At 71.0% G+C, this 21568-nt stretch carries 16 protein-coding genes; 11 read left to right on the plus strand and 5 right to left on the minus strand.

Annotation, left to right across the window (positions count from 1 at the left end):
* The first annotated feature begins 129 nt into the window (after positions 1 to 129).
* From AB0C38_RS34615 to AB0C38_RS34625, 3 genes are all read left to right on the plus strand, one after another.
* Positions 130 to 1491, plus strand: a complete 1362-nt coding sequence (locus AB0C38_RS34615; RefSeq protein WP_360681662.1) for a beta-1,3-glucanase family protein — start codon at positions 130 to 132, stop codon at positions 1489 to 1491.
* A gap of 105 nt (positions 1492 to 1596) precedes the next feature.
* Positions 1597 to 3090 (plus strand): tRNA (N6-isopentenyl adenosine(37)-C2)-methylthiotransferase MiaB, encoded by a 1494-nt coding sequence (miaB, locus tag AB0C38_RS34620; RefSeq protein WP_360681664.1) that lies wholly within the window; start codon positions 1597 to 1599, stop codon positions 3088 to 3090.
* A complete protein-coding gene (locus AB0C38_RS34625; RefSeq protein ID WP_360681665.1) occupies positions 3087 to 3560 on the plus strand; it encodes a hypothetical protein in 474 nt (157 codons plus the stop codon). Before miaB ends, AB0C38_RS34625 begins: the two co-directional genes overlap by 4 nt.
* On the opposite strand, the gene AB0C38_RS34630 is transcribed toward AB0C38_RS34625, so the two are convergent.
* Positions 3557 to 3988 (minus strand): hypothetical protein, encoded by a 432-nt coding sequence (locus tag AB0C38_RS34630; RefSeq protein ID WP_360681667.1) that lies wholly within the window; start codon positions 3986 to 3988, stop codon positions 3557 to 3559. The genes AB0C38_RS34625 and AB0C38_RS34630 overlap by 4 nt on opposite strands.
* A 192-nt stretch (positions 3989 to 4180) precedes the next feature.
* Positions 4181 to 5494, minus strand: a complete 1314-nt coding sequence (locus AB0C38_RS34635) for a DUF349 domain-containing protein (protein WP_360681669.1) — start codon at positions 5492 to 5494, stop codon at positions 4181 to 4183.
* A gap of 218 nt (positions 5495 to 5712) precedes the next feature.
* Here AB0C38_RS34635 and miaA point away from each other — a divergent pair, with 218 nt between their 5' ends.
* Positions 5713 to 6639: a tRNA (adenosine(37)-N6)-dimethylallyltransferase MiaA gene (gene miaA / locus AB0C38_RS34640; protein WP_360681671.1), complete on the plus strand. Its 927-nt coding sequence runs from the start codon at positions 5713 to 5715 to the stop codon at positions 6637 to 6639.
* 10 nt (positions 6640 to 6649) lie between these two features.
* Positions 6650 to 7477 carry a diaminopimelate epimerase gene (gene dapF, locus AB0C38_RS34645; protein ID WP_360681673.1) on the plus strand — a complete coding sequence of 276 codons (828 nt, stop codon included), beginning with the start codon at positions 6650 to 6652 and terminating at the stop codon, positions 7475 to 7477.
* Between the two features lie 16 nt (positions 7478 to 7493).
* On the opposite strand, the gene valS is transcribed toward dapF, so the two are convergent.
* Together valS and AB0C38_RS34655 are read right to left on the minus strand one after the other, a co-directional pair.
* Positions 7494 to 10016 carry a valine--tRNA ligase gene (gene valS, locus AB0C38_RS34650; RefSeq protein WP_360681675.1) on the minus strand — a complete coding sequence of 841 codons (2523 nt, stop codon included), beginning with the start codon at positions 10014 to 10016 and terminating at the stop codon, positions 7494 to 7496.
* A 9-nt stretch (positions 10017 to 10025) separates the two neighbouring features.
* Complete coding sequence (locus AB0C38_RS34655; RefSeq protein ID WP_360681676.1) at positions 10026 to 11279, minus strand: MFS transporter; 1254 nt, start codon at positions 11277 to 11279, stop codon at positions 10026 to 10028.
* 62 nt (positions 11280 to 11341) lie between these two features.
* On the opposite strand from AB0C38_RS34655, the gene AB0C38_RS34660 reads away from it, so the two are divergent.
* From AB0C38_RS34660 to AB0C38_RS34670, 3 genes are read left to right on the plus strand one after another with little or no spacing between them, the layout of a single operon-like run.
* On the plus strand, positions 11342 to 11845 hold the full coding sequence (locus AB0C38_RS34660; RefSeq protein WP_360681678.1) for a winged helix-turn-helix domain-containing protein: 504 nt from the start codon (positions 11342 to 11344) through the stop codon (positions 11843 to 11845).
* A gap of 42 nt (positions 11846 to 11887) precedes the next feature.
* Positions 11888 to 13336: a GTPase HflX gene (gene hflX, locus AB0C38_RS34665; protein ID WP_360681680.1), complete on the plus strand. Its 1449-nt coding sequence runs from the start codon at positions 11888 to 11890 to the stop codon at positions 13334 to 13336.
* 53 nt (positions 13337 to 13389) lie between these two features.
* A complete protein-coding gene (locus tag AB0C38_RS34670) occupies positions 13390 to 14406 on the plus strand; it encodes a hypothetical protein (protein WP_360681682.1) in 1017 nt (338 codons plus the stop codon).
* Positions 14407 to 14809: 403 nt separating this feature from the next.
* On the opposite strand, the gene lexA is transcribed toward AB0C38_RS34670, so the two are convergent.
* Positions 14810 to 15469 carry a transcriptional repressor LexA gene (gene lexA, locus AB0C38_RS34675; protein ID WP_360681684.1) on the minus strand — a complete coding sequence of 220 codons (660 nt, stop codon included), beginning with the start codon at positions 15467 to 15469 and terminating at the stop codon, positions 14810 to 14812.
* A 353-nt stretch (positions 15470 to 15822) separates the two neighbouring features.
* On the opposite strand from lexA, the gene AB0C38_RS34680 reads away from it, so the two are divergent.
* From AB0C38_RS34680 to AB0C38_RS34690, 3 genes are all read left to right on the plus strand, one after another.
* On the plus strand, positions 15823 to 16287 hold the full coding sequence (locus tag AB0C38_RS34680) for a LysM peptidoglycan-binding domain-containing protein (protein WP_360681685.1): 465 nt from the start codon (positions 15823 to 15825) through the stop codon (positions 16285 to 16287).
* 786 nt (positions 16288 to 17073) lie between these two features.
* Positions 17074 to 17568 (plus strand): transcriptional regulator NrdR, encoded by a 495-nt coding sequence (gene nrdR, locus AB0C38_RS34685; protein WP_086676168.1) that lies wholly within the window; start codon positions 17074 to 17076, stop codon positions 17566 to 17568.
* A gap of 31 nt (positions 17569 to 17599) precedes the next feature.
* Positions 17600 to 21481 carry a vitamin B12-dependent ribonucleotide reductase gene (locus tag AB0C38_RS34690; RefSeq protein ID WP_360681687.1) on the plus strand — a complete coding sequence of 1294 codons (3882 nt, stop codon included), beginning with the start codon at positions 17600 to 17602 and terminating at the stop codon, positions 21479 to 21481.
* Positions 21482 to 21568 lie beyond the last annotated feature (87 nt).

Genomic DNA, 21568 nt, shown 5'->3' on the forward strand with positions numbered 1-21568 from the left:
TATGAACCTTTTCAGGATCGTCCCTGGCCGGCCCTCCGAGGCATCCGCCCGGCGCTCAGGGGACGAGCCGGACGACGCCGTCCCCTGACCGGCGGCGGGTCCGCCCCTTTCCCGGCCAGGGAGGAACCCATGCCCTCGAACGCCCTGCCGCGGCGCCGTCGCCGCGGATCCGGTACCCGCTTGGCGACCCTCGCGGCGGCCCTCGCGGTCGCCGTGCTCGGCTTCGCCCCACCTGCGGCGAACGCCGCGGACAGTCTTATCTCGCAAGGAAAAGCCGCCACGGCGTCCTCCGTGGAGAACGGCGGAACGCCCGCTTCCGCCGCGGTGGACGGCAACACCGGCACCCGCTGGTCCTCGCAGTTCAGCGATCCACAGTGGATCCAGGTCGACCTCGGCGGGGCCGCGACCGTCAGCCGGGTCGTGCTGAACTGGGAGGCCGCCTACGCCACGGCCTACCAGGTCCAGCTGTCCGACAACGGTTCCGCTTGGTCCACTGTGTACCAGACGACGACCGGAACCGGCGGCACGCAGACGCTGACCGTGGCCGGGTCCGGGCGGTACGTGCGCCTCGCCACGACCGCGCGAGCCACCCCGTACGGCGTCTCGCTGTGGGAGTTCCAGGTCTTCGGCACCGGCGGCGGGACCACCCAGCCCGGCGCGGGCGTGCCGCCCGACTCGTTCTGGGGTGACACCGCGAGCATCCCGGCCGCGCGGAACGTGCTGACGGTGAAGGTGCTCAACCGGACCAACGGCAAGTACCCGGACAGCCAGGTGTACTGGAACTTCGGCGGCCAGACCCACTCGATCGCCGAGCAGCCTTACCTCGACATGCCGGCCAACTCCGCCGGCCGGATGTACTTCTACCTCGGCACGCCGAACGGCCAGTACGCGGACTTCATCGAGTTCACCGTCGGGCCGGACGTGTTCAACGGCAACACCACCCGGGTGGACGCGTTCGCGTTGAAGCTGGCCATGCGGCTGCACGCGCACGACGGGTACGACGTCCAGGTCGGGGACGACTACGGGACCTTCCAGGAGGACCGGGCGGCCACCTTCGCCAAGTTCCAGGCCGAGGTGCCGGCCGAGTTCAAGGGCCTGGCGACGGTGAACGCGCCGTACCGGATCCCGGCGCCGGGCAGCGCGCCGGACTTCCGCGAGGGCGGCCGGTACGCGAACTACTTCACCGCGTACGCGCAGTCGGTGGGCGTCAACGAACCGACGTCGAACATCACCGGGTGCGCCGGCTCGCTGGCCGGGAACCCGAACATGTGCGCGGCGCTCAACCGGCACACCGCGCAGCTGCCGCAGTCCCAGCAGCAGGACCCGGCGAACTACTACCAGGCGGCGCCGGCGAACTACTACGCGAAGTACTGGCACGACCACGGCATCAACCACCTCGCGTACGGCTTCCCGTACGACGACGTGGCGGCCCAGTCGTCGTTCGTCTCCCACGGAGACCCGCAGTGGCTGGTGGTCGCGGTCGGCTGGTGACCGCGCCCGGTGTGGCGGCTCCCGGGCCGCCACACCCCCACCGCCCGGCCGCGCTGCCGAGGGCACCACGAAGTAGCAGGTGGAGGCGGTCTACCCTGGAAGCCGATGACCGAGATGCAGGCACCCAGGGCGTACCAGATCCGGACCTTCGGCTGCCAGATGAACGTCCACGACTCCGAGCGCCTCGCCGGGCAGCTCGAGGACGCCGGGTACGCGCCGGTCGAAGCCGGGGCCAAGCCCGACCTGATCGTGTTCAACACCTGTGCCGTCCGGGAAAACGCGGACAACAAGCTCTACGGCACCCTCGGGCACCTGCGGCCGGACAAGATCGCCAACCCCGACCTGCAGATCGCCGTCGGGGGGTGTCTCGCGCAGAAGGACCGCGGGGAGATCGTCAAGCGGGCTCCGTGGGTCGACGTCGTTTTCGGCACCCACAACATCGGGTCGCTGCCGACGCTGCTGGAGCGCGCCCGGCACAACGCCGAGGCCGAGGTCGAGATCCTCGAGTCCCTCGAGACCTTCCCCTCGACGCTGCCCGCGCGCCGGGAATCTTCCTACGCGAGCTGGGTGTCCGTTTCGGTCGGGTGCAACAACACCTGCACCTTCTGCATCGTCCCCGCCCTGCGCGGCAAGGAACGCGACCGGCGGCCCGGCGAGATCCTCGCCGAGGTCGAGGCGCTCGTCGCCGAGGGCGTGCTCGAGGTCACGCTGCTCGGCCAGAACGTGAACTCCTACGGCGTCGAGTTCGGCGACCGGCTGGCCTTCGGGAAGCTGCTGCGCGCGACCGGCACCCTCGACGGCCTGGAGCGCGTGCGCTTCACCTCGCCGCACCCGGCGTCGTTCACCTCCGACGTCATCGAGGCCATGGCCGAGACGTCCAACGTCTGCCACCAGCTGCACATGCCGCTGCAGTCCGGGTCCGACCGGGTGCTGCGCGAGATGAAGCGGTCCTACCGCTCGGCGCGGTTCCTGAAGATCCTCGACGAGGTCCGCGGGGCGATGCCGGACGCGGCGATCACCACCGACATCATCGTCGGCTTCCCCGGCGAGACCGAGGAGGACTTCCAGGCGACCCTGGACGTCGTGGCGCAGGCCCGCTTCTCCAGCGCCTTCACCTTCCAGTACTCGATCCGCCCCGGCACGCCGGCCGCGACGATGCCGGACCAGCTGCCCAAGGCGGTCGTGCAGGAGCGCTACGAGCGGCTAGTCGAGCTGCAGAACACGATCTCCTGGGAAGAGAACAAGAAGATCGTCGGCCGCCGGGTCGAGCTGCTCGTCGCCGCGGGCGAAGGCCGCAAGGACGCCGAGACGCACCGGATGAGCGGCCGCGCCCGCGACGGCCGCCTGGTGCACTTCACGCCGGCCGGCGCGGCGGTGGACCGGGCGGTCCGGCCCGGCGACGTCGTCGAGACGGTCGTGACCTACGGCGCCCCCCACCACCTGGTCGCCGACGGCGACCTGCTGTCCCACCGGCGGACGCGGGCCGGCGACAACGCGGAGGCGGGGCTCCGGCCGAAGACGAGCGGTGTCACGCTGGGCTTGCCGGGCTTCGGTGCCCCGGCCGCCCAGCCTGAGCCGGTGAGCGGGTGTGCGCTGTGACGGAGTCCAAGGGCAACGGTGAGCTGGCCGAACTGGCCGCCGAGATCGACGAGGCGGGCGACCGCGCGTCGCGCACGGTCGAGCTGGGCCGCCGCGGGTTCACCATCGCCTTGTTCACGTTCGTGCTGCTGATCTGTCTGGCCCTGCCGTGGGTCGGCGAGCACGCGGGCTGGCAGGTGCTGGCCGGCGAGGGCGGCGGCATCCCGCAGCTGTTCGCGGTGACGTCGACCGCCGTCGGCATCCTCGCCTCGGCGCTGGCGCTGGTGACGCGCCAGTGGTGGCTGGCCTGGGTGTGCGCCGCCGGCGGCTGGTTCGCCTCGGTGGACGGGCTGCTGGCCATCTGGTCGCAGCAGTCGTCGCACGCCAGCGGCGCCGCGGGCGGCGGACCCGGGTACGGCCTGATCATCGCCTGGATCGCGATGATCTGCCTCGCGGTGTCGTGGATGCGGACAGCGTTCTCGCGGTCCTAGACCACCACGATGCCGATCAGGCTGGACACGACGCCCACGTAGAGCTCGGTCTCCGGGTGGAAGACCCGCAGCGTGACGTTCGCGCGGATCCGGAAGCTCACGCTGAACTTGAACACGCCGTTGGGCTTGCAGGTGCCGGTGGTCAGGTCGACCCAGACGCCGGCCTTGAGCTGCTGGACGATCACCGGCTCGCCGCCGGAGACGCTCTCCTGCCCGCCCAGGTCGGCGAACGAGCCCTTGATCTTCGTCTCTTCGCCGACCTTGACGCGGTTCTTCTCGGCCTTCGCTTCGAGCTTGGCCTTGTGCTTCTTCTTGCCTTGGACGGCGGCGGGAGCGGGGCCGGTGGCCGCCAGCGCGACGGTGGGGGCGGCGAGCGCGACGGTGCAGGCGATGACCAGCGCGGACACGAGGTTCGATGGCTTGCTCATGATCGAAGTGGAGCACCGGGGGCCGCGGAAAGCGCCGGAAGACCCCCGGTCGTGCAGTGCGTCACACCGCTTCGGGTGACGAGTTAACCGTCCGCTTGCAGCGTTGTGAAAGACCCTTTCACCTCGTCCGACGAGGTGAAAGGGTCTTTCAAGACATCACGGCGGCGCTGTGGACGAGCCGGCCGGCGAACCTCAGCGGTCGGCGACCGCGGCCTCCGCGGCCTGGAGCCACTCGCGCCACTGGGCCGCCTGGTCGTCGGCCTTCTTGGCCCGGCGCTCGTCGCCCGCGGCCCGCGCCTTCGCTGCCTGGGACTCGAACTGCTCGACGCGCTCGCGGAACTGCGCGGCCCGGGCCTGCGCCTCCGGGTCCGTGCGGCGCCAGCGGGAGTCCTCGGCCGACTTCACCGTGTCCTGGACCGCCTTCAGCCGGCCGTCCAGCTCGCGGATGCGCTCGCGCGGGACCTTGCCGATCTCGTCCCACTGCTCCTGGATCTTGCGCAGGGCGTTCTTGGCGGCTTCGAAGTTCGCCGCCGCGTCGATCTTCTCGGCCTCGACCAGCAGCTCTTCCTTGCGGGTCGCGTTCTGCGTGAACTCCGCGTCGCGCTCGGAGAACACCGCGGACCGGCGGGCGAAGAACTTGTCCTGCGCCGCGCGGAACCGCTGCCACAGCGCCTCGTCGCTGTCCTTGGGCGCGCGGCCGGCGGCCTTCCACTCGGTCATCAGGTCCTTGTAGCGGCCCGCGGTCTCGCCCCAGTCCTCGGACTCGCTGATGGCCTCGGCCTCGGCGATGAGCTCTTCCTTGCGCGTCTTGGCCGAGGCGCGCTGCTTGTCGAGCTCGGCGAAGTGCGACCCGCGACGACGGTTGAAGCCCTCGCGGGCCTTGGAGAACCGCTTCCACAGCTCGTCGTCGGTCTTGCGGTCGACGCCCTTGACCGTCTTCCACTCGTCGAGGATCGCGCGCAGCCGGTCGCCCGCCGCCTTCCACTGGGTGGAGTCGGCGGCGATCTTCTCGGCTTCTTCGGCCAGCTCCTGCTTCCGGGCGACGGCGGCCGCGCGGGCCACCTCGCGCTCCTGCTTCGCGCTGGCCAGTGCCTTCTCGGCGTGCCCGATGACGTACTCCAGCCGCGCGGCGAGCGCGGCCAGGTCGCCGACCACCGCGGCCTCGGGCAGCCCGTCCCGGATCTGGGTGGCGCTCGAGAGGGCGTGCTTCGGGTCGCCTGCACCGGAGGCCAGCCGGGTCTCCAGCAGCTCGACCTCGGTGCGCACGTCGTCGAAGCGGCGGGCGTAGTGCACCAGGCCCTCGTCGGGACTGCCTGCCTGCCAGACGCCGACCGCGCGTTCACCCTCGGCGGTGATGACGTAGACGGTGCCCTCGTCGTCGATGCGGCCCCAGGTGGACGGGGTGGTCTCGGCGAGCGGCACGGGCGGGGCGGCGTGCCCGGCGTGCAGCGCGTGCGGCACCGGGTGCGGGGCCGGGGTACCGGTGGAAGTGTTCTCCTGGGCCATCGCAGGCTCCTTATCGCCTGTACGCCCGCTGGTGCGGGCGCCCCGCCGCGGAAGCGGGGCCGGGTAGTGCGGTCGTCACGGGCCGTGCTCGGATGCTACGGCCCCACGCGGCATTCAAGCAGCTCAGCGCGCACCGTGGTACTGGATGGGCCACTCGAAGCTCGTGATCCTACTTCCGGTGGACGCTCCGTGGCGGCCCGCCGGTATCGTCAGCCGCCGTGACCAGCCCCGCCGCCCCGCCCGGAATCCGTCCCGTGGCGGTGGTCGGGCCGACGGCCACCGGCAAGACCGCGCTGGCCGTGGAGCTGGCGCTGGAGCTGGGCGGCGAGGTCGTGAACGCCGACGCGTTGCAGCTCTACCGGGGGATGGACATCGGCACGGCCAAGGCGACCGAGGCCGAGCGGCGCGGCGTCCCGCACCACCTGCTCGACGTGCTCGAGGTGACCGAGACGGCGTCCGTCGCGGCCTACCAGCGTGACGCGCGGGCCGAGATCGAGCGGCTCCTGGCCGCGGGCCGGGTACCGGTGCTGGCCGGCGGGTCCGGCCTCTACGTCCAGGCCGTGCTCGACGACCTGCGGTTCCCGGGCACCGACCCGGCTGTGCGCGCCCGGCTGGACGCGGAGGCGGTTTCGCTCGGCACCCCCGCGTTGTACACCCGGCTGGGTGAACGGGATCCGGCCGCCGCGGCCGCGATCCTGCCGACCAACACGCGCCGGATCGTGCGCGCCCTCGAGGTCATCGAGATCACCGGCGAGCCGTTCTCGGCGAACCTGCCGAAGCCCGGTCCGGCCCGCTACGGGACCGTCGTGATCGGCGTCGACCGGGAACCGGGGGAGCTCGACGAGCGCGTGAACGAGCGCGTCCGGCGGATGTTCGAGGCCGGATTGGCCGACGAGGTCCGCGGGCTCGTGAAGGACGGCCTGCGCGAAGGGAAGACGGCATCGCGGGCGCTGGGCTACCAGCAGGTGCTCGCCGAGCTGGACGGCGAAGGCGACTTCGAGGCGGCCGCCGCGGCGACGGCGCAGGCCACCCGGCGCTTCGTCCGGAAGCAACGGTCCTGGTTCCGGCGGGACAAGCGGATCCACTGGTTCGACGGCGCGGAGACCGGGCTGGCCGCACGCGTCCTGGATACCCTGGGGCGGTAATCTTGCCCCTATGGGCGGAATCGAGTTCCTCAAGGGGCATGGCACGCAGAACGACTTCGTGCTGCTCCCCGACCCGGCGGGCCGCCTGGACCTGACCGAGGCGAGGGTCGCCGCGCTGTGCGACCGCCACCGCGGCCTCGGGGCCGACGGCGTGCTGCGCATCGTCCGCGCCGCCGCGCTCGGCGAGGCGTCCGAGGGCGAGTGGTTCATGGACTACCGCAACGCCGACGGGTCGATCGCCGAGATGTGCGGCAACGGCACCCGCGTCTTCGCCCGCTACCTCGTCGAGTCGGGCCTGGAGACCGAGGGCGAGTTCGTCATCGGCACCCGCGCCGGCGACCGCCCGCTGGTGGTGCACCCGGACCGCTCGGTGACCGTCGGGATGGGGCCGGCGACGATCACCGGCACCTCCGTGACGGTGGTGGCGGGCCGGCCGTTTTCGGGCGTGGCGGTGAACGTCGGCAACCCGCACCTGGTGTCGCTGATCGACGACGACGTCGCGGACCTCGACCTGCGCGACCAGCCCGACTTCGACCACGACGTCTTCCCGCACGGGGTCAACCTCGAGTTCGTCAACCGCCTCGGCGAAGGCGCGCTGCGGATGCGCGTGCACGAGCGCGGGGTGGGGGAGACCCGGGCGTGCGGAACGGGCACGGTGGCCGCGGTGGCGGCGGCGCTGCACCTCGCGGGCACGGATACGGGAGCGTCCACGGTGGACATCCCGGGCGGCCGCGTCGAGGTGACGGTGTCGCGGGGCGCTTCGACGTTGTCGGGCCCCGCGGAGATCGTGGCGCGCGGCGAAATCGACGAAGCCTGGTGGGCCGCCGCCGGTTCCTGACGGCGACCCACCGGCGTCAGCCGATCTCGGCTTTCACCGCGAAGTCGCCTTCGCTCGTCTTGACCTCCGCGATCGCGCCTGCGATGCGGATGTCCGGCTCGATGCCGCCGAACCGCGTCAGCACGTCCGCCGGGCCGGTCACCGTCAGCGTCTCCACCGCCGTGCGCATCGACACCTTCGCGTCCGTCTTCGCCCGGCGCACCGCCGCGATGACTTCTCCGGCGAGGGAAAGCAGCTGCGGGTCACCTTCCACCGCAACCGCGGCGGGCCACGGCGCCCGGTGCACCGATCCCTCCTGCCACCACGACCAGACTTCCTCGGTCGCGAACGGCAGGAACGGCGCGAACAGCCGCAGCACCGCCGACAACGCCGTCACCAGCGCCGCCTGGGCCGACTGCGCTCCCGAAAGACCGCTGTCGCCGTACGCGCGGCCCTTCACCAGCTCGACGTAGTCGTCGCAGAACGTCCAGAAGAACGTCTCCGTCACCTGCAACGCCCGCGCGTAGTCCAGCGCCTCCAGCGCCGCGGTCGCCTGCTCGACGACGACAGCCAGCGAGGCCAGCAGTGCCCGGTCGAGCGGTTCGGTGACGACCGCGTCCGGGGACGGCACGCCGAGGCCCAGCACGAACCGGCTCGCGTTGAGCAGCTTCGTCGCCAGGCGGCGGCCGACCTTCATCTGGCCTTCGTCCACCGCCGTGTCGACGCCGGGGCGCGCGCTCGCCGCCCAGTAGCGGACCGCGTCCGAGCCGAAGCGCTCCAGCAGGTCCACCGGCGTCGTCGCGTTGCCCTTGGACTTCGACATCTTCTTGCGGTCCGGGTCGAGCACCCAGCCCGCGATCGACGCCGCCCGCCACGGCAGCACGCCGTGCTCCAGCTCCGCGCGCACCGCCGTCGAGAACAGCCAGGTGCGGATGATCTCGTGCGCCTGAGGCCGCAGGTCCATCGGGAAGACCCGCTCGAACAGGTCGTCGTCGAGGCTCCAGCGGCCGACGATCTGCGGCGTGAGCGAGGACGTCGCCCACGTGTCCATCACGTCGGCTTCGGCGACGAACCCGCCGGGGACCCCACGCTGGTCCTCGGTGAAGCCGGGTGGGACGTCGCTGCTCGGGTCGACGGGCAGCGCCGCGTCGTCCGGCAGCAGACGCGCGTCGTAGTCGGGTTCGCCGGCGGAATCGAGCCGGTACCACAACGGGATCGGCACGCCGAAGAACCGCTGGCGGCTGACCAGCCAGTCGCCGGCCAGGTTCTCGACCCACGACGAGTAGCGCACCTTCATGTGCTTCGGCACCCAGTTCAGTTCCTCGCCCCGAGCCAGCATGCGGGCCCGGAACGCCTCGTCGTTCCCGCCGTTGCGCAGGTACCACTGCCGGCTGGCGACGATCTCCAGGGGCTTGTCGCCCTTTTCGTAGAACTTCACCGAGTGCGTGATCGGCCGCGGTTCCCCGTGCAGGGCACCGGCTTCGCGCAGGAGGCGCACCAGGATCTCTCGTCCTGTGTGGACGGTCTTGCCGACGAGCGGCGCGTACGCCTCGGCCGGCACGCCCTGGGGCGCGTCGGGCAGGAAACGGCCGTCGCGGCCCAGCACCACCCGTGTCGCCAGCCGCAGCTCCCGCCACCACGTGACGTCGGTGGTGTCGCCGAAGGTGCACACCATCGCGATGCCGCGGCCCTTCTCCGGGTCCGCCAGGTGGTGCGCCACCACGGGCACCTCGACGCCGAACACCGGCGTCCGCACGGTTTTCCCGAAGAGCGGCTTGAAGCGTTCGTCGTCCGGGTGCGCGACCAGCGCGACGCACGCGGGCAGCAGCTCCGGCCGGGTCGTCGCGATCACGACGTCGGAGCCGTCGGGCCCGGTGAACGCGAGGTCGTGGAACGCGCCCGGGCGTTCGCGGTCCTCCAGTTCGGCCTGCGCCACCGCGGTACGGAAGCTGACGTCCCAGAGCGTCGGCGCTTCGGCCTGGTAGGCCTCGCCGCGGGCGAGGTTGCGCAGGAACGCGCGCTGCGAGATCAGCCGCGAGTCGCGCCCGATCGTCTGGTAGGTCATCGTCCAGTCGACCGACAGCCCGAGCTGCCGCCACAGCTGTTCGAAGGCCTTCTCGTCGGTCACCGTCAGGGATTCGCACAGCTCGACGAAGTTGCGCCGCGAGATCGCGACGACATCTTTGCCGGGCTTTTCCGGCGGCCGGAACTCCGGGTCGTAGGGCAGCGACGGCTCGCAGCGGACGCCGAAGTGGTTCTGCACCCGGCGTTCGGTCGGCAGGCCGTTGTCGTCCCACCCCATCGGGTAGAACACCTCGAGCCCGCGCATCCGCTTGAACCGCGCGAGGACGTCGGTGTGGGTGAAGGAGAAGACGTGCCCGATGTGCAGCGACCCGCTGACCGTCGGCGGCGGGGTGTCGATCGAGTAGATCTCGTCGCGGGTCTTGGTGCGGTCGAAGCGGTGGACGCCGGTGGACTCCCATACGGGTACCCACTTGGTCTCCAGACCGTCGACACCGACCTTGTCCGGGACTCTCGGGCGCTCGTATGGGCTACTCATGAAGCAACTCTAAGCGGCCCCGGAACCGGATTTCGCCGCGGTCGGCAGATCGCGCAGGTGCCGCAACGGCGAGCACACCACCCAGAGCGCCGCGGCGACCTCGCCGGTGATCGCGACCCACGCCGCGCCGCGCAGCCCGAGCCCTTCGCCGAGGGCGCCGCCCAGCAGCCCGCCGAACGGGATCGTGCCCCAGACGACGAACCGCACGCTCGCGTTCATCCGGCCGAGCAGCCGGTCCGGGCAGATCGCCTGCCGGTAGGAGACCTGCGCGACGTTGTAGGTGATGAGCCCGAAGCCGCCGATGACCAGGCCGAACGCGGCGAGGCCGAACCGCCAGCCCGGCGCGGCGAGCGGGACCAGCAGGTGGAAGGGCCAGGTGAGCAGCGGGACCAGCCAGATCGCGCGGGACTGGCCGATCCGCCGGGTGAGCGCGCCGGAGAAGACCGCGCCGACGATCCCGCCCACGCCGCCGATGGCCATCAGCGCGCCGACGGCGGCCGGGGGCAGCCCGACCGTGCGCGTCAGGAACAGCACCTGCACGGCGCCGAACGCGCCACCGAAGAGGTTCGCCGTCGACGTCGTCGCGACGATCGCGCGCAACGGCTTGTCGGAGAAGACGAACCGCAGCCCCTCGGCGATCTGCGGGAGCAGCCGGGCATGGCGGCCGCGGTCCGGCTCGGGTTCTTTCGTGCGGATGCGCAGCAGGAACAGCGCCGACGTCAGGTAGCCCACACTGGTGACGAGCACGGTGTTCGCCGCGGTCACCAGCTGGACGAGCACGCCGGCGGCGCTCGGCCCGGCGATCTGCGCGGTCGACTGGACGGCCTGGAGCTTGGCGTTGCCCTCGAGCAGGCGCTCCCGGCCGACGAGCGCGGGCAGGTACGACTGGTAGGCGACGTCGAAGAACACCGTCGCGGTACCCACGATCAGCACGACCACCAGCAGCTGGGCGAGCGTCAGCACCCCGGCCCACCAGGCGAGCGGCACGCTGAGCAGCATGAGGAAGCGGGTGAAGTCGGCGGTGAGCATGACCCGGCGGCGGCTCAGCCGGTCGACCCACACCCCGGCGGGCAGCCCGAGCACCAGGAACGCGAGCGTCTCCGCCGCGGTCAGCAGGCCCATCTGGAACGGCGTCGCGGCCAGGGTCACGACCGCGAGCAGCGGGACGGCCGTGGTCCCGACGAACGTGCCGAGCTGGCTGGCGACGTCGCCGGCCCAGAGCCGTCTGAAGTCGGCGTGCGAGAACAGTGACCCCCTGCGCATGGCGAAGAGTGTGCCGCGAGTGATTGGAAAGTGTCAATCACTGTTCGCTCTAGGCTGTGCGCGTGCTCTCTGCGAAACGACGTGCCGCGACCGAAGCCGAGGCCGCCGCGCTGGCCTCCGGAATACGGCTGCGCATCATCAGGCTGACCTTTTCGGAGGCGCTGACGAACAAGGAGCTCGCCGAGCGGCTCGGGCGGGACCCCGCGACGACCCTGCACCACGTGCGCAAGCTCGTCGAGACCGGCTTCCTGGCCGCGCAGCCGCCGCGCCGCGGAGCCCGGGGCGCGAAGGAAATTCCGTATCTCTCGACCGGCCTTTCGTGGACACTCGACTCATGCGGTGACAAGGACGTGGAACAGGCGGTGCTCGAGGCCTATCTGGCCGAGATCGCCGAAACCGGATTCGAGGGCGTGCACCAGTCGCGCCTGGTCGTCCAGGTGGCCCCTGAGGAGCGAGCGGAGCTGGAAACCCGGCTCAACGCCCTGCTCGAGGAGTTCCGCGCGCGCCCGCTCCGTCCCGGTGCCGAGCGCACCGCGATCTACCTCGCCACCTATCCCAGCACGTAAAAGTTCGGTTCCCGCGGCGAATCGTGGGACCATGGAGGCACGATGACAGAACTGACACACACCGAAGACCACGACGACGACCGGTACGACGCAGACCTGTCGACCGGCGAAATGGAGCTCGAGGACCGGGCGTCGCTCCGCCGGGTCGCGGGGCTCTCCACCGAGCTCGACGACGTCACCGAGGTCGAGTACCGGCAACTGCGGCTCGAACGCGTCGTGCTGGTCGGCGTGTGGACCGAGGGCACCGCCCTGCAGTCCGAGGCGTCGCTGGCCGAGCTGGCGCGCCTGGCCGAGACGGCGGGCTCGGAAGTCCTCGAAGGTCTCATCCAGCGGCGGACCAAGCCGGACCCGGCCACCTACATCGGCTCGGGCAAGGTGCGGGAAGTACGCGAGATCGTCGGGTCCACCGGCGCCGACACCGTGATCTGCGACGGCGAGCTCTCGCCGGGCCAGCTGCGGCAGCTCGAGGAGAAGGTCAAGGTCAAGGTCATCGACCGGACCGCCCTGATCCTCGACATCTTCGCCCAGCACGCCCGGTCCAAGGAGGGCAAGGCGCAGGTCGAGCTGGCCCAGCTGCAGTACCTGATCCCGCGGCTGCGCGGGTGGGGTGCGTCGCTGTCCCGGCAGGCCGGTGGCCGCGCGGGTGGCGCGAACGGCGGCGTGGGCCTGCGTGGTCCCGGTGAGACCAAGCTCGAGACCGACCGGCGGCGGATCAACAAGCGCGTGGCGAAGCTGCGCCGGGAGATCGCCGCCATGGACACGATCCGCGAGACCAAGCGCGGGCGGCGGCTGGCCAACGAGGTGCCCAGCGTGGCGATCGTCGGCTACACCAACGCCGGCAAGTCGAGCCTGCTCAACGCGCTGACCGGGGCCGGGGTGCTGGTGGAGGACGCGCTGTTCGCCACCCTCGACCCGACCACGCGGCGCACGCAGACCGCGGACGGGCGCACCTACACGCTGACCGACACCGTCGGGTTCGTGCGGCACCTGCCGCACCAGCTGGTGGACGCGTTCCGCTCGACGCTCGAAGAGGCCGCGGACGCGGACCTGCTGGTGCACGTGGTCGACGGGTCCGACCCGGCGCCGGAGGAGCAGGTCAGCGCCGTGCGCGAGGTGCTCGGCGAGATCACCCGCAAGCGCAAGGAGCCGCTCCCGCCGGAGCTGCTGGTGATCAACAAGATCGACGCGTCCGACGAGGTCAGCCTCGCCCGGCTGCGGCACGCGCTGGCCGGCTCGGTGCCGGTCTCGGCGCGGACCGGGGCGGGCATCCCGGAGCTCGTCGAGGTGATCGCCGATCGCCTGCCGCGGCTGGAGGTCACGGTCGAGGTCCTCGTGCCCTACACGCGCGGCGAGCTGGTCGCGCGGGCGCACGCGGAGGGCGAGGTGCTCGAAGAGGAGCACGCCGAGGACGGCACGCGCCTGCTGGTGCGGGTCCGCCCGGACCTCGCCGCGGCTTTGCGCGAGTACGAGACCAACTCGACCAGGGCCTGAGACGTCTCCGTAGTGTGCGGTCCACGGGGATCGCACACTACGGAGGTGGCTGGGTGCGCTGGGTGGTCGCTTTCGCGGCAGTTTCTTTGGGCGTTCTCGGCGGGCCTGTCCCGGCTTCCGCGGCTCCGGCCGCCCCGGAGCCGTTGTGCACGATGAAGGACTCCCGGATCGGCGAGCTGTCCGGCCTGGTCTCCGACGGTTCGAAGCTCTACGCGATCAACGACGGCGGCACCAAGGTCCAGGTGTTCGTCCTCGGCCGGGACTGCAAGGTGCAGAAGGTCCTGACCGACAAGACGGACCCGTTCGACGTCGAAGACCTGGCTCGCACCCCGGACGGCCGGCTGTGGCTGTCCGACACGGGGGACAACCAGAAGGGCCGGCTGACGGTCGCCCTGCTGGAGATGAATCCGCAGGGCAAGGTCACGCTGCACCGGCTCACGTACCCGGACGGCCAGCACGACACCGAAGCGCTGATCATGGACAAGGCGGGGACGCCGTACCTGATCACCAAGGACATCCTCGGCGAGGCTCGCGTGTACCGGCCCTCGGGGCCGCTGGCCAGCCCCGGGCCGACCAACCTGGAGAAGGTCGGCACGGTGAAGATCGCCACGACGGACACCCAGGGCGGCCCGGTCGGATCGATCGGTTCGGTGCTCGTGACAGGCGGCGCGACTTCAGCCGACGGCAGCGTGGTCGCGTTGCGGACTTACACCGACGCTTACGTGTACGCGGCCCCGGACGGAGACGTGCTGGCGGCGTTGCAGCGGACGCCGGTCCGCATCCCGTTGCCGGGGGAGAAGCAGGGCGAGGCGATCGCGTTCGACCCCGACGGGACGTTGCTGTCGGGCAGTGAAGGGGTCGGCGAGCCGCTTCGCGCGGTGAAGGGCGCGGCGGCTTTGGCGGCCGACTCGGCCGCGGCTTCGACGGATGGAAGCCCCGCTTCGAGCGCGAGCGGTGGTGGGCCCTCGGACGGCGGGGGAGTGCCGATCCTGCCCGCGGCGGGGATCGCGGTCGCCGTGGTGGGCCTGGGGTGGTTCGGGTTCAGCCGGTTGCGCCGCCGCCGCGGCTGAGGGGGATCCGGGCAAGAGCCACCCGGATTCTCGCGCTGCGATCGCCGGGTGCTTGGCTGCGGCTGAGCTGATTCCGGCGTTGCGTTGCCGAGCGCTTGGCTGATTCACGCGCTGCAAGGTCGATGTCCTCGCCGCTCGCAGTCCCTCGCGATCCGGCAGCGAAATCACCAACCCCTCCGCGCGGTGCGGGGCGCGGCCCTGTCGGCCGCGCGTCCTGCGCATCGAGCGGAGGGGCGAACACGAGCACGTCGTCCGGCTCGGCGGGGGACGGGCCGGGCTTCCCGTCCTGCCCGCCGGCGGGATCACGCCCGCGGTGGCTCCACTGCCGATCTCGGCTCCCCACGGCCGAGATCATCCGATCTGGTGAACCTCCCGGGCTGTGCGAAAGCCCGGGTCCGCCCGCTCAGAGGCGTCGCAGCACCGCCACGACCTTGCCGAGCACCGTCGCGTCGTCGCCGGGGATCGGCTCGTACGCCTCGTTGTGCGGCATCAGCCAGATGTGGCCGCCCTTGCGCTTGAACGTCTTGACCGTCGCCTCGCCGTCGATCATCGCCGCGACGATCTCGCCGTTGTCGGCGTCCGGCTGCTGCCGGACCACGACCCAGTCGCCGTCGGTGATGGCCGCGTCGATCATCGAGTCGCCCGTGACCTTGAGCAGGAACAGCTCGCCCTCGCCGACGATCTCCCGCGGCAGCGGGAACACGTCTTCGATGGACTGCTCGGCCAGCACCGGGCCACCGGCGGCGATCCGGCCGACCAGCGGCACGTACGCCGCCTTCGGCATGACCGGCTGCTGGTCCATCTCGATGCCCATGGGGTTGTCGTCGGTCGCCGAGAGCACGCCGACCGCGCGGGGACGGTTCGCGTCCCGGCGCAGATAACCCTTGCGCTGCAGGGCACGCAGCTGGTGCGACACCGACGACGTCGACGTCAGCCCGACCGCTTCCCCGATCTCGCGCACGCTGGGCGGGTAGCCGAAGCGGCTCACCCAGCCGCGGATCACGTCGAGAACCTGCTGCTGGCGGACGGTGAGGGTCTCATCCACGTCGTACACCTCCGGCATGGAGTGCACACTGCCCCCGGGGGACCCACTGGTCCTGCCCGCCTTGTTCTCCTTTGCCACTGCGTCGCCTCCCAGACGTTCGCTGCACGTATCGCGCGCCGGCTGCCGCCCGCCGGGTGCGGGCAGCCTCGCCGGCGGCATCTGCCCGGCAGATGCCCTGGTCACCGACGTTAGCCCCCGGGCACGACGATTTCAAACATCTGTTCGATCGACACGCCGTGTCCGCTCGATTTTGTCGGTGGTAGGTGGTAGACCTTCGCACGGGCGTTCGATAGAACGCTTGTTCGACCTTGATCCACGGGCCGGCACCGGCCGGGGAAACAGGCGAACACCAGGGTTTCGAGGAGGTTCGGATGTCCATTCTGGCCGAACGCGGGCACGCCCGCCCGGCGACGCCGGTCCCGGCACCACCCCGTCCCGTGCGCGTTTTGCGCGGGCGTCGCGGCGAGGTGCAGCGGCCGCCGACACGCGCGCGGGTCGTCGCGGGCCGCCGCCCGGCCGGTGCCCCGTGCGCGGCGCCGCGCCGGGTGCCGGTGCGGTGGCCGTGGCTCGCCGGGCTCGCCGTCGCGACCTGTCTCGTGGTCGCCGGGCTGGGCCTGTTGGGCGGCGGCGGCGCCGCGAACGCCCCGGTGCCGGAACGGACGGCGACGGTGTCGGTAGGCCAGGGCGAGACGCTGTCTTCGCTGGCCGCGCGGTTCGCGCCGGAGAGCGACGCGAGCGCGGTCGTCGCCCGGATCAAGGAGCTCAACCGCCTGGACGAGGCCGTCCTGGTGCCCGGGCTGCCGCTGACGGTCCCGGTCGCCGACGCCACGCCGTGACGCCCGCCCGCCTCGGCGGTGCCGGTGCGAAACCGCGGTTCGGCCGGAGCGGCCTCGGTCCGCCAGGTCCGGCCGCGAGGCGATCTCGGCGCACGCTGCCGACGACCGGTGACGGGCTGTCCGCCGGCCCGGCCACGCGATGGCGGCGCACGAAACGGTCCGCCCATCGGCTTGGTCCTGCGGCAAGGGGGCGGAGTCGGCGGTGACGTCCGGGCGCGGTCGACCATCGCGCACGATGCGCCAACCGGGACGGCTCGACCGTGGGCCAGGTGACACGAATGGAGCAGTGCGGAACTCCGGCATGAGTCGGCTCAGGGGTCGAGCCTGGCGAACGGCCGACGTGAATCACCCGCCTCAGTGAACCCGCCGACCCGATAGAACCGTCGGCCGCCCGGCTCGCGACGGCGGCCGAAGGCGCCACGCGGAACGAGCGTCCCCTCACGCACCAGGGAGGGGGCGCCACAGTCTCCCCGTCGACGCTGCCCCAAGCCCGTAAGAAGCAGACCCGGCCTCGCCACCGGAGCCGGCTCGCCCTCACCCGGGCGGGTTCCGCCCCGGCCGTGCCGCTTGCGCACGCCCCCGCCGAGTTCTACGCTCGCCCGCTATATGTAGTAGTTACACCGCTGTAGTTGGTCCACAGGTTGGGGTAGACTGGACAGCAGTTGTCCACAGCTGGTCGGCTCTTACCCACCGGATGTCCACAAAACGATCACCAGGTGCAGGGGTGCATGGTGGCCGCGGGACGTCGACCGGGGCGGCCGGCCATGAGGGGAAGGTGATCGGCGGATGAGGTGCCCGTTCTGCCGGCATGCGGACTCCCGGGTCGTCGACTCCCGAGAGGTGGATGAAGGCCAGGCGATCCGCAGGCGGCGCTCGTGCGCGTCCTGCGGACGGCGGTTCACGACCTCGGAGACGATGGTGCTCGCCGTCGTCAAGCGGTCCGGGGTCACCGAACAGTTCAGCCGAGACAAGGTGGTGAGCGGCGTCCGCCGCGCCTGCCAGGGCAGGCCGGTCGACGACGACGCGCTGCAGCAGCTCGCGCAGCGCGTGGAGGAGTCGATCCGCTCCGCCGGTCTGGCGGAGATCCCGAGTCACGAGGTCGGCCTGGCCATCCTGGGCCCGCTGCGTGAGCTCGACGGGGTCGCCTACCTCCGGTTCGCCAGTGTCTACCGCTCCTTCTCCTCGGTCGAGGACTTCGAGAAGGAGATAGCCGATCTTCGTGAGGCCATGGCGGGTTCTGCTGCCCCGGAGGAGAGCGATCAGCGCGAAGACGGCGATTGACCGTCCCGCTGCGGGAGTGAGGGTTCGACCGATGACCGAAACCGTGGGAACCGGAACCGGCGCGGCCGCCGGCAAGAAGAGCAAGACCGCCGGCGGGCTGAGCGTGAAGCGCGTCTTCACCACCGAGGGGAAGCACCCCTATGACGAGGTGACCTGGGAACAGCGCGACGTCGTGATGACGAACTGGCGCGACGGCTCGGTCAACTTCGAGCAGCGCGGCGTGGAGTTCCCCGAGTCCTGGTCGGTCAACGCCACCAACATCGTCACCAGCAAGTACTTCCGCGGCGCCGTCGGCAGCCCGCAGCGCGAGCGCAGCCTCAAGCAGCTCATCGACCGCGTCGTGAAGACCTACGTCAAGGCCGCGCGCGACCACGGCTACTTCGCCGCGCCGCAGGACCTCGAGATCTTCGAGCACGAGCTCACCTGGATGCTGCTGCACCAGGTCTTCAGCTTCAACTCCCCGGTCTGGTTCAACGTCGGCACGCCGTCGAAGCAGCAGGTCAGCGCGTGCCAGCCCTACGACGCGCTGGTGAGCACCCCCGGGGGTGCCGTGCCGATCGGCCGGTTCGTCGAGCTGAACGCGGTGGGCGCCAAGGTCTACGACGCGCACGGGCTGACCAAGGTCGTCGCCACCAAGGCGAACGGCGTGAAGGAGGTCCTGCGGGTCACGACCAAGTCGGGTCACGTCCTCGACGTGACGGCGGACCACCTCGTGTGGCGTGCGAGCTCGAGCGGCGGCAAGTTCGTGCCCGCCGGGGACCTCCGCGTGGGCGACCAGCTCGAATGGCACCGCCGGAGTGCCTTCGGCGAAGAGGAAATCCGTGACATCGACGTGGCCGAGGCCGCGCTCGCCGGCTGGCTGCAGTCGGACGGATTCGTCGGCCAGTACCAGGGGACGAACCGCTCGCTGACCATCGAAGCGATGACGGTGAACGACGCGGAACTGGCCTGGGTGCGCACTGCGCTCGACCGGGTCTTCCCGGACGTCCACCGCAAGGAACGCACCGTCGAAACGCAGGACGAAACGCTCGACTGCCGCCGCACCCGGCTCTACGGCACCGTTCTCGAAAACTTCGTCGACGCCTGGGGGCTGCGCGCCCGGGGGACCGACATGGAGGTGCCGGCGCACCTGCACACGGCGCCCCTCCCGGTCGTGGCCGCGTACCTGCGGAGCATCTTCCAGGCCGAGGGCTACGTCTCGGAGCGCGAGCGGTCCACCTTGGTCGCGCTGGACATGATCGGCGAGGAACTGAGCCGCGGCCTGCAGCAACTGCTGGCGCGGTTCGGCATCTTCGCCCGCGTCGCCCGCAAGAAGGAGAGCCGCCCGGATCGGCACGATCTCTGGGGCATCCGGATCCAGAACGCCGGTGACCGGCGGATCTTCGCGGACGAGATCGGCTTCATCGATCCCGTGAAGACCGCGAAGCTGGAAGCGTCGTTCGAAAAGCCGGGTTTGGCGGCCAAGGACACGAAGCGGCTCGAGATCGCCGAGATCCGGAGCCGGGGCGAAATGCCCGTCTACGACATCCAGACGGAATCCGGTGAGTACCTCTCCGGGAACCTCCGGGTCCACAACTGCTTCATCCTCGCCGTCGACGACACCATGGAGTCGATCCTCAACTGGTACCGCGAGGAGGGGCTGATCTTCAAGGGCGGCTCCGGTGCCGGCCTGAACCTCTCCCGCATCCGCTCCTCGAAGGAGCTGCTGACCTCCGGCGGCACCGCGTCCGGCCCGGTCTCGTTCATGCGCGGCGCCGACGCGTCCGCGGGCACCATCAAGTCCGGCGGCGCCACCCGGCGCGCGGCGAAGATGGTCGTGCTCGACATCGACCACCCGGACATCGGGGAGTTCGTCCGGACGAAGGCGCGCGAAGAGGAGAAGATCAAGGTCCTGCGCGACGCCGGGTTCGACATGGACCTCTCCGGCGCGGACATCTCGTCGGTGCAGTACCAGAACGCGAACAACTCGGTCCGCGTGTCCGACGAGTTCATGCAGGCGGTCGAGAACGGCACCGACTTCGGCCTGCGCGCCCGGCTCACCGGCGAGGTGATCGACCGGACCGACGCGAAGACGCTGTTCCGCGACGTCGCCCAGGCCGCGTGGGAGTGCGCCGACCCCGGCATCCAGTACGACGGCACGATCAACGACTGGCACACCTGCCCGGAGTCCGGCCGGATCACCGCGTCCAACCCGTGCAGCGAGTACATGCACCTCGACAACTCGAGCTGCAACCTGGCTTCGCTGAACCTGCTCAAGTTCGTCACGCCCGAGGGCACGTTCGACGCGCCGCTGTTCGCGCGCGCCGTCGAGTTCGTCATCACGGCGATGGACGTCTCCATCTGCTTCGCGGACTTCCCGACCGAGCCGATCGCCGACACGACGCGGAAGTTCCGCCAGCTCGGCATCGGCTACGCGAACCTGGGCGCGCTGCTGATGGCCCTGGGCCACGCGTACGACTCCGACGGCGGCCGCGCGCTCGCGGCGTCGATCACGTCGCTGATGACCGGCGTGTCCTACCGGCGCTCGGCCGAGCTGGCCCGGGCTGTCGGCGCGTACGAGGGTTACGCGCGCAACGCCGAATCGCACCAGCGCGTGATGCGCAAGCACGCGGCGGCGAACGAGCTCGTCCGCACTTACCACGCCAACGACGCCGCGGTCCGCAAGCTGGCGACGGAGGAGTGGAAGCAGGGCATCGACATCGGGACGAAGCACGGCTGGCGCAACGCGCAGGCGTCGGTGCTCGCGCCCACCGGCACCATCGGCTTCATGATGGACTGCGACACCACCGGGATCGAGCCGGACTTCTCGCTGGTGAAGTTCAAGAAGCTCGTCGGCGGCGGCTCGATGCAGATCGTCAACCAGACGGTGCCGCGCGCGCTCGAGGCGCTGGGCTACCAGGCCGAGCAGGTCGAGGCGATCGTCGAGTTCGTGGCGCAGAACGGCCACGTCGTCGACGCGCCGGGGCTGCGTCCCGAGCACTACGAGGTGTTCGACTGCGCGGTCGGCGAGCGGTCGATCGCGCCGATCGGGCACGTCCGGATGATGGCCGCGGTGCAGCCGTTCCTGTCGGGTGCGATCTCGAAGACGGTCAACATGCCGGAGTCGGCGACGGTCGAAGAGGTCGAGGAGATCTACTTCCAGGGCTGGAAGCTCGGCCTCAAGGCCCTCGCGATCTACCGCGACAACTGCAAGGTCGGCCAGCCGCTGTCCACCGGCAAGAAGAGCACGGCGGCGGCCGAGCCGGAGAAGGTCGTCGAGTACCGGCCGGTGCGCAAGCGCCTGCCGAAGAAGCGCCCGAGCCAGACGGTGTCGTTCACCGTCGGCGGCGCGGAGGGCTACCTGACGGCGGGCTCGTACCCGGACGACGGCCTCGGCGAGATCTTCGTCAAGCTCGGCAAGCAGGGGTCGACGCTGGCCGGTGTGATGGACGCGTTCTCGATGTCGATCTCGGTGGGCCTGCAGTACGGCATCCCGCTCGAGTTCTACGTCTCGAAGTTCTCCAACCTGCGCTTCGAGCCGGCCGGGATGACCGACGACCCGGACATCCGGATCGCCACCAGCGTGCTGGACTACCTGTTCCGCCGGCTGGCGCTGGACTACCTGCCGGAGGAAAAGCGCGCGCAGCTGGGCATTCTGTCCGCGGACGAGCGCTCGGCCGAGGTCGAAGCGAACTACGGCGGCCCGAGCGTCGACGTCGTGGGCCTACGGTCCACAGTGGACTCATCGCCGGAGCCGCACGCGGAGGAGACCGAGCACCCGCACCGCGAAGCCCAGACGACGACGGAGCTGATGGAGCTCCGCCTCGGCAAGGCGGCGGACGCCCCGCTGTGCATGACGTGCGGAACGAAGATGCGCCCGGCAGGGTCGTGCTACGCCTGCGAAGGCTGCGGAGCGACGTCCGGTTGTAGCTGACGGCTGCCGCTGACCCGGGTGGGCGCCACCCGGGTCAGCGGAACGCCTGCTGCAGCTCGGAAATCGGCGCGTCACGGGCAGCGGCGT

Source organism: Amycolatopsis sp. NPDC048633, from assembly GCF_040650695.1.
Lineage (GTDB): Bacteria > Actinomycetota > Actinomycetes > Mycobacteriales > Pseudonocardiaceae > Amycolatopsis.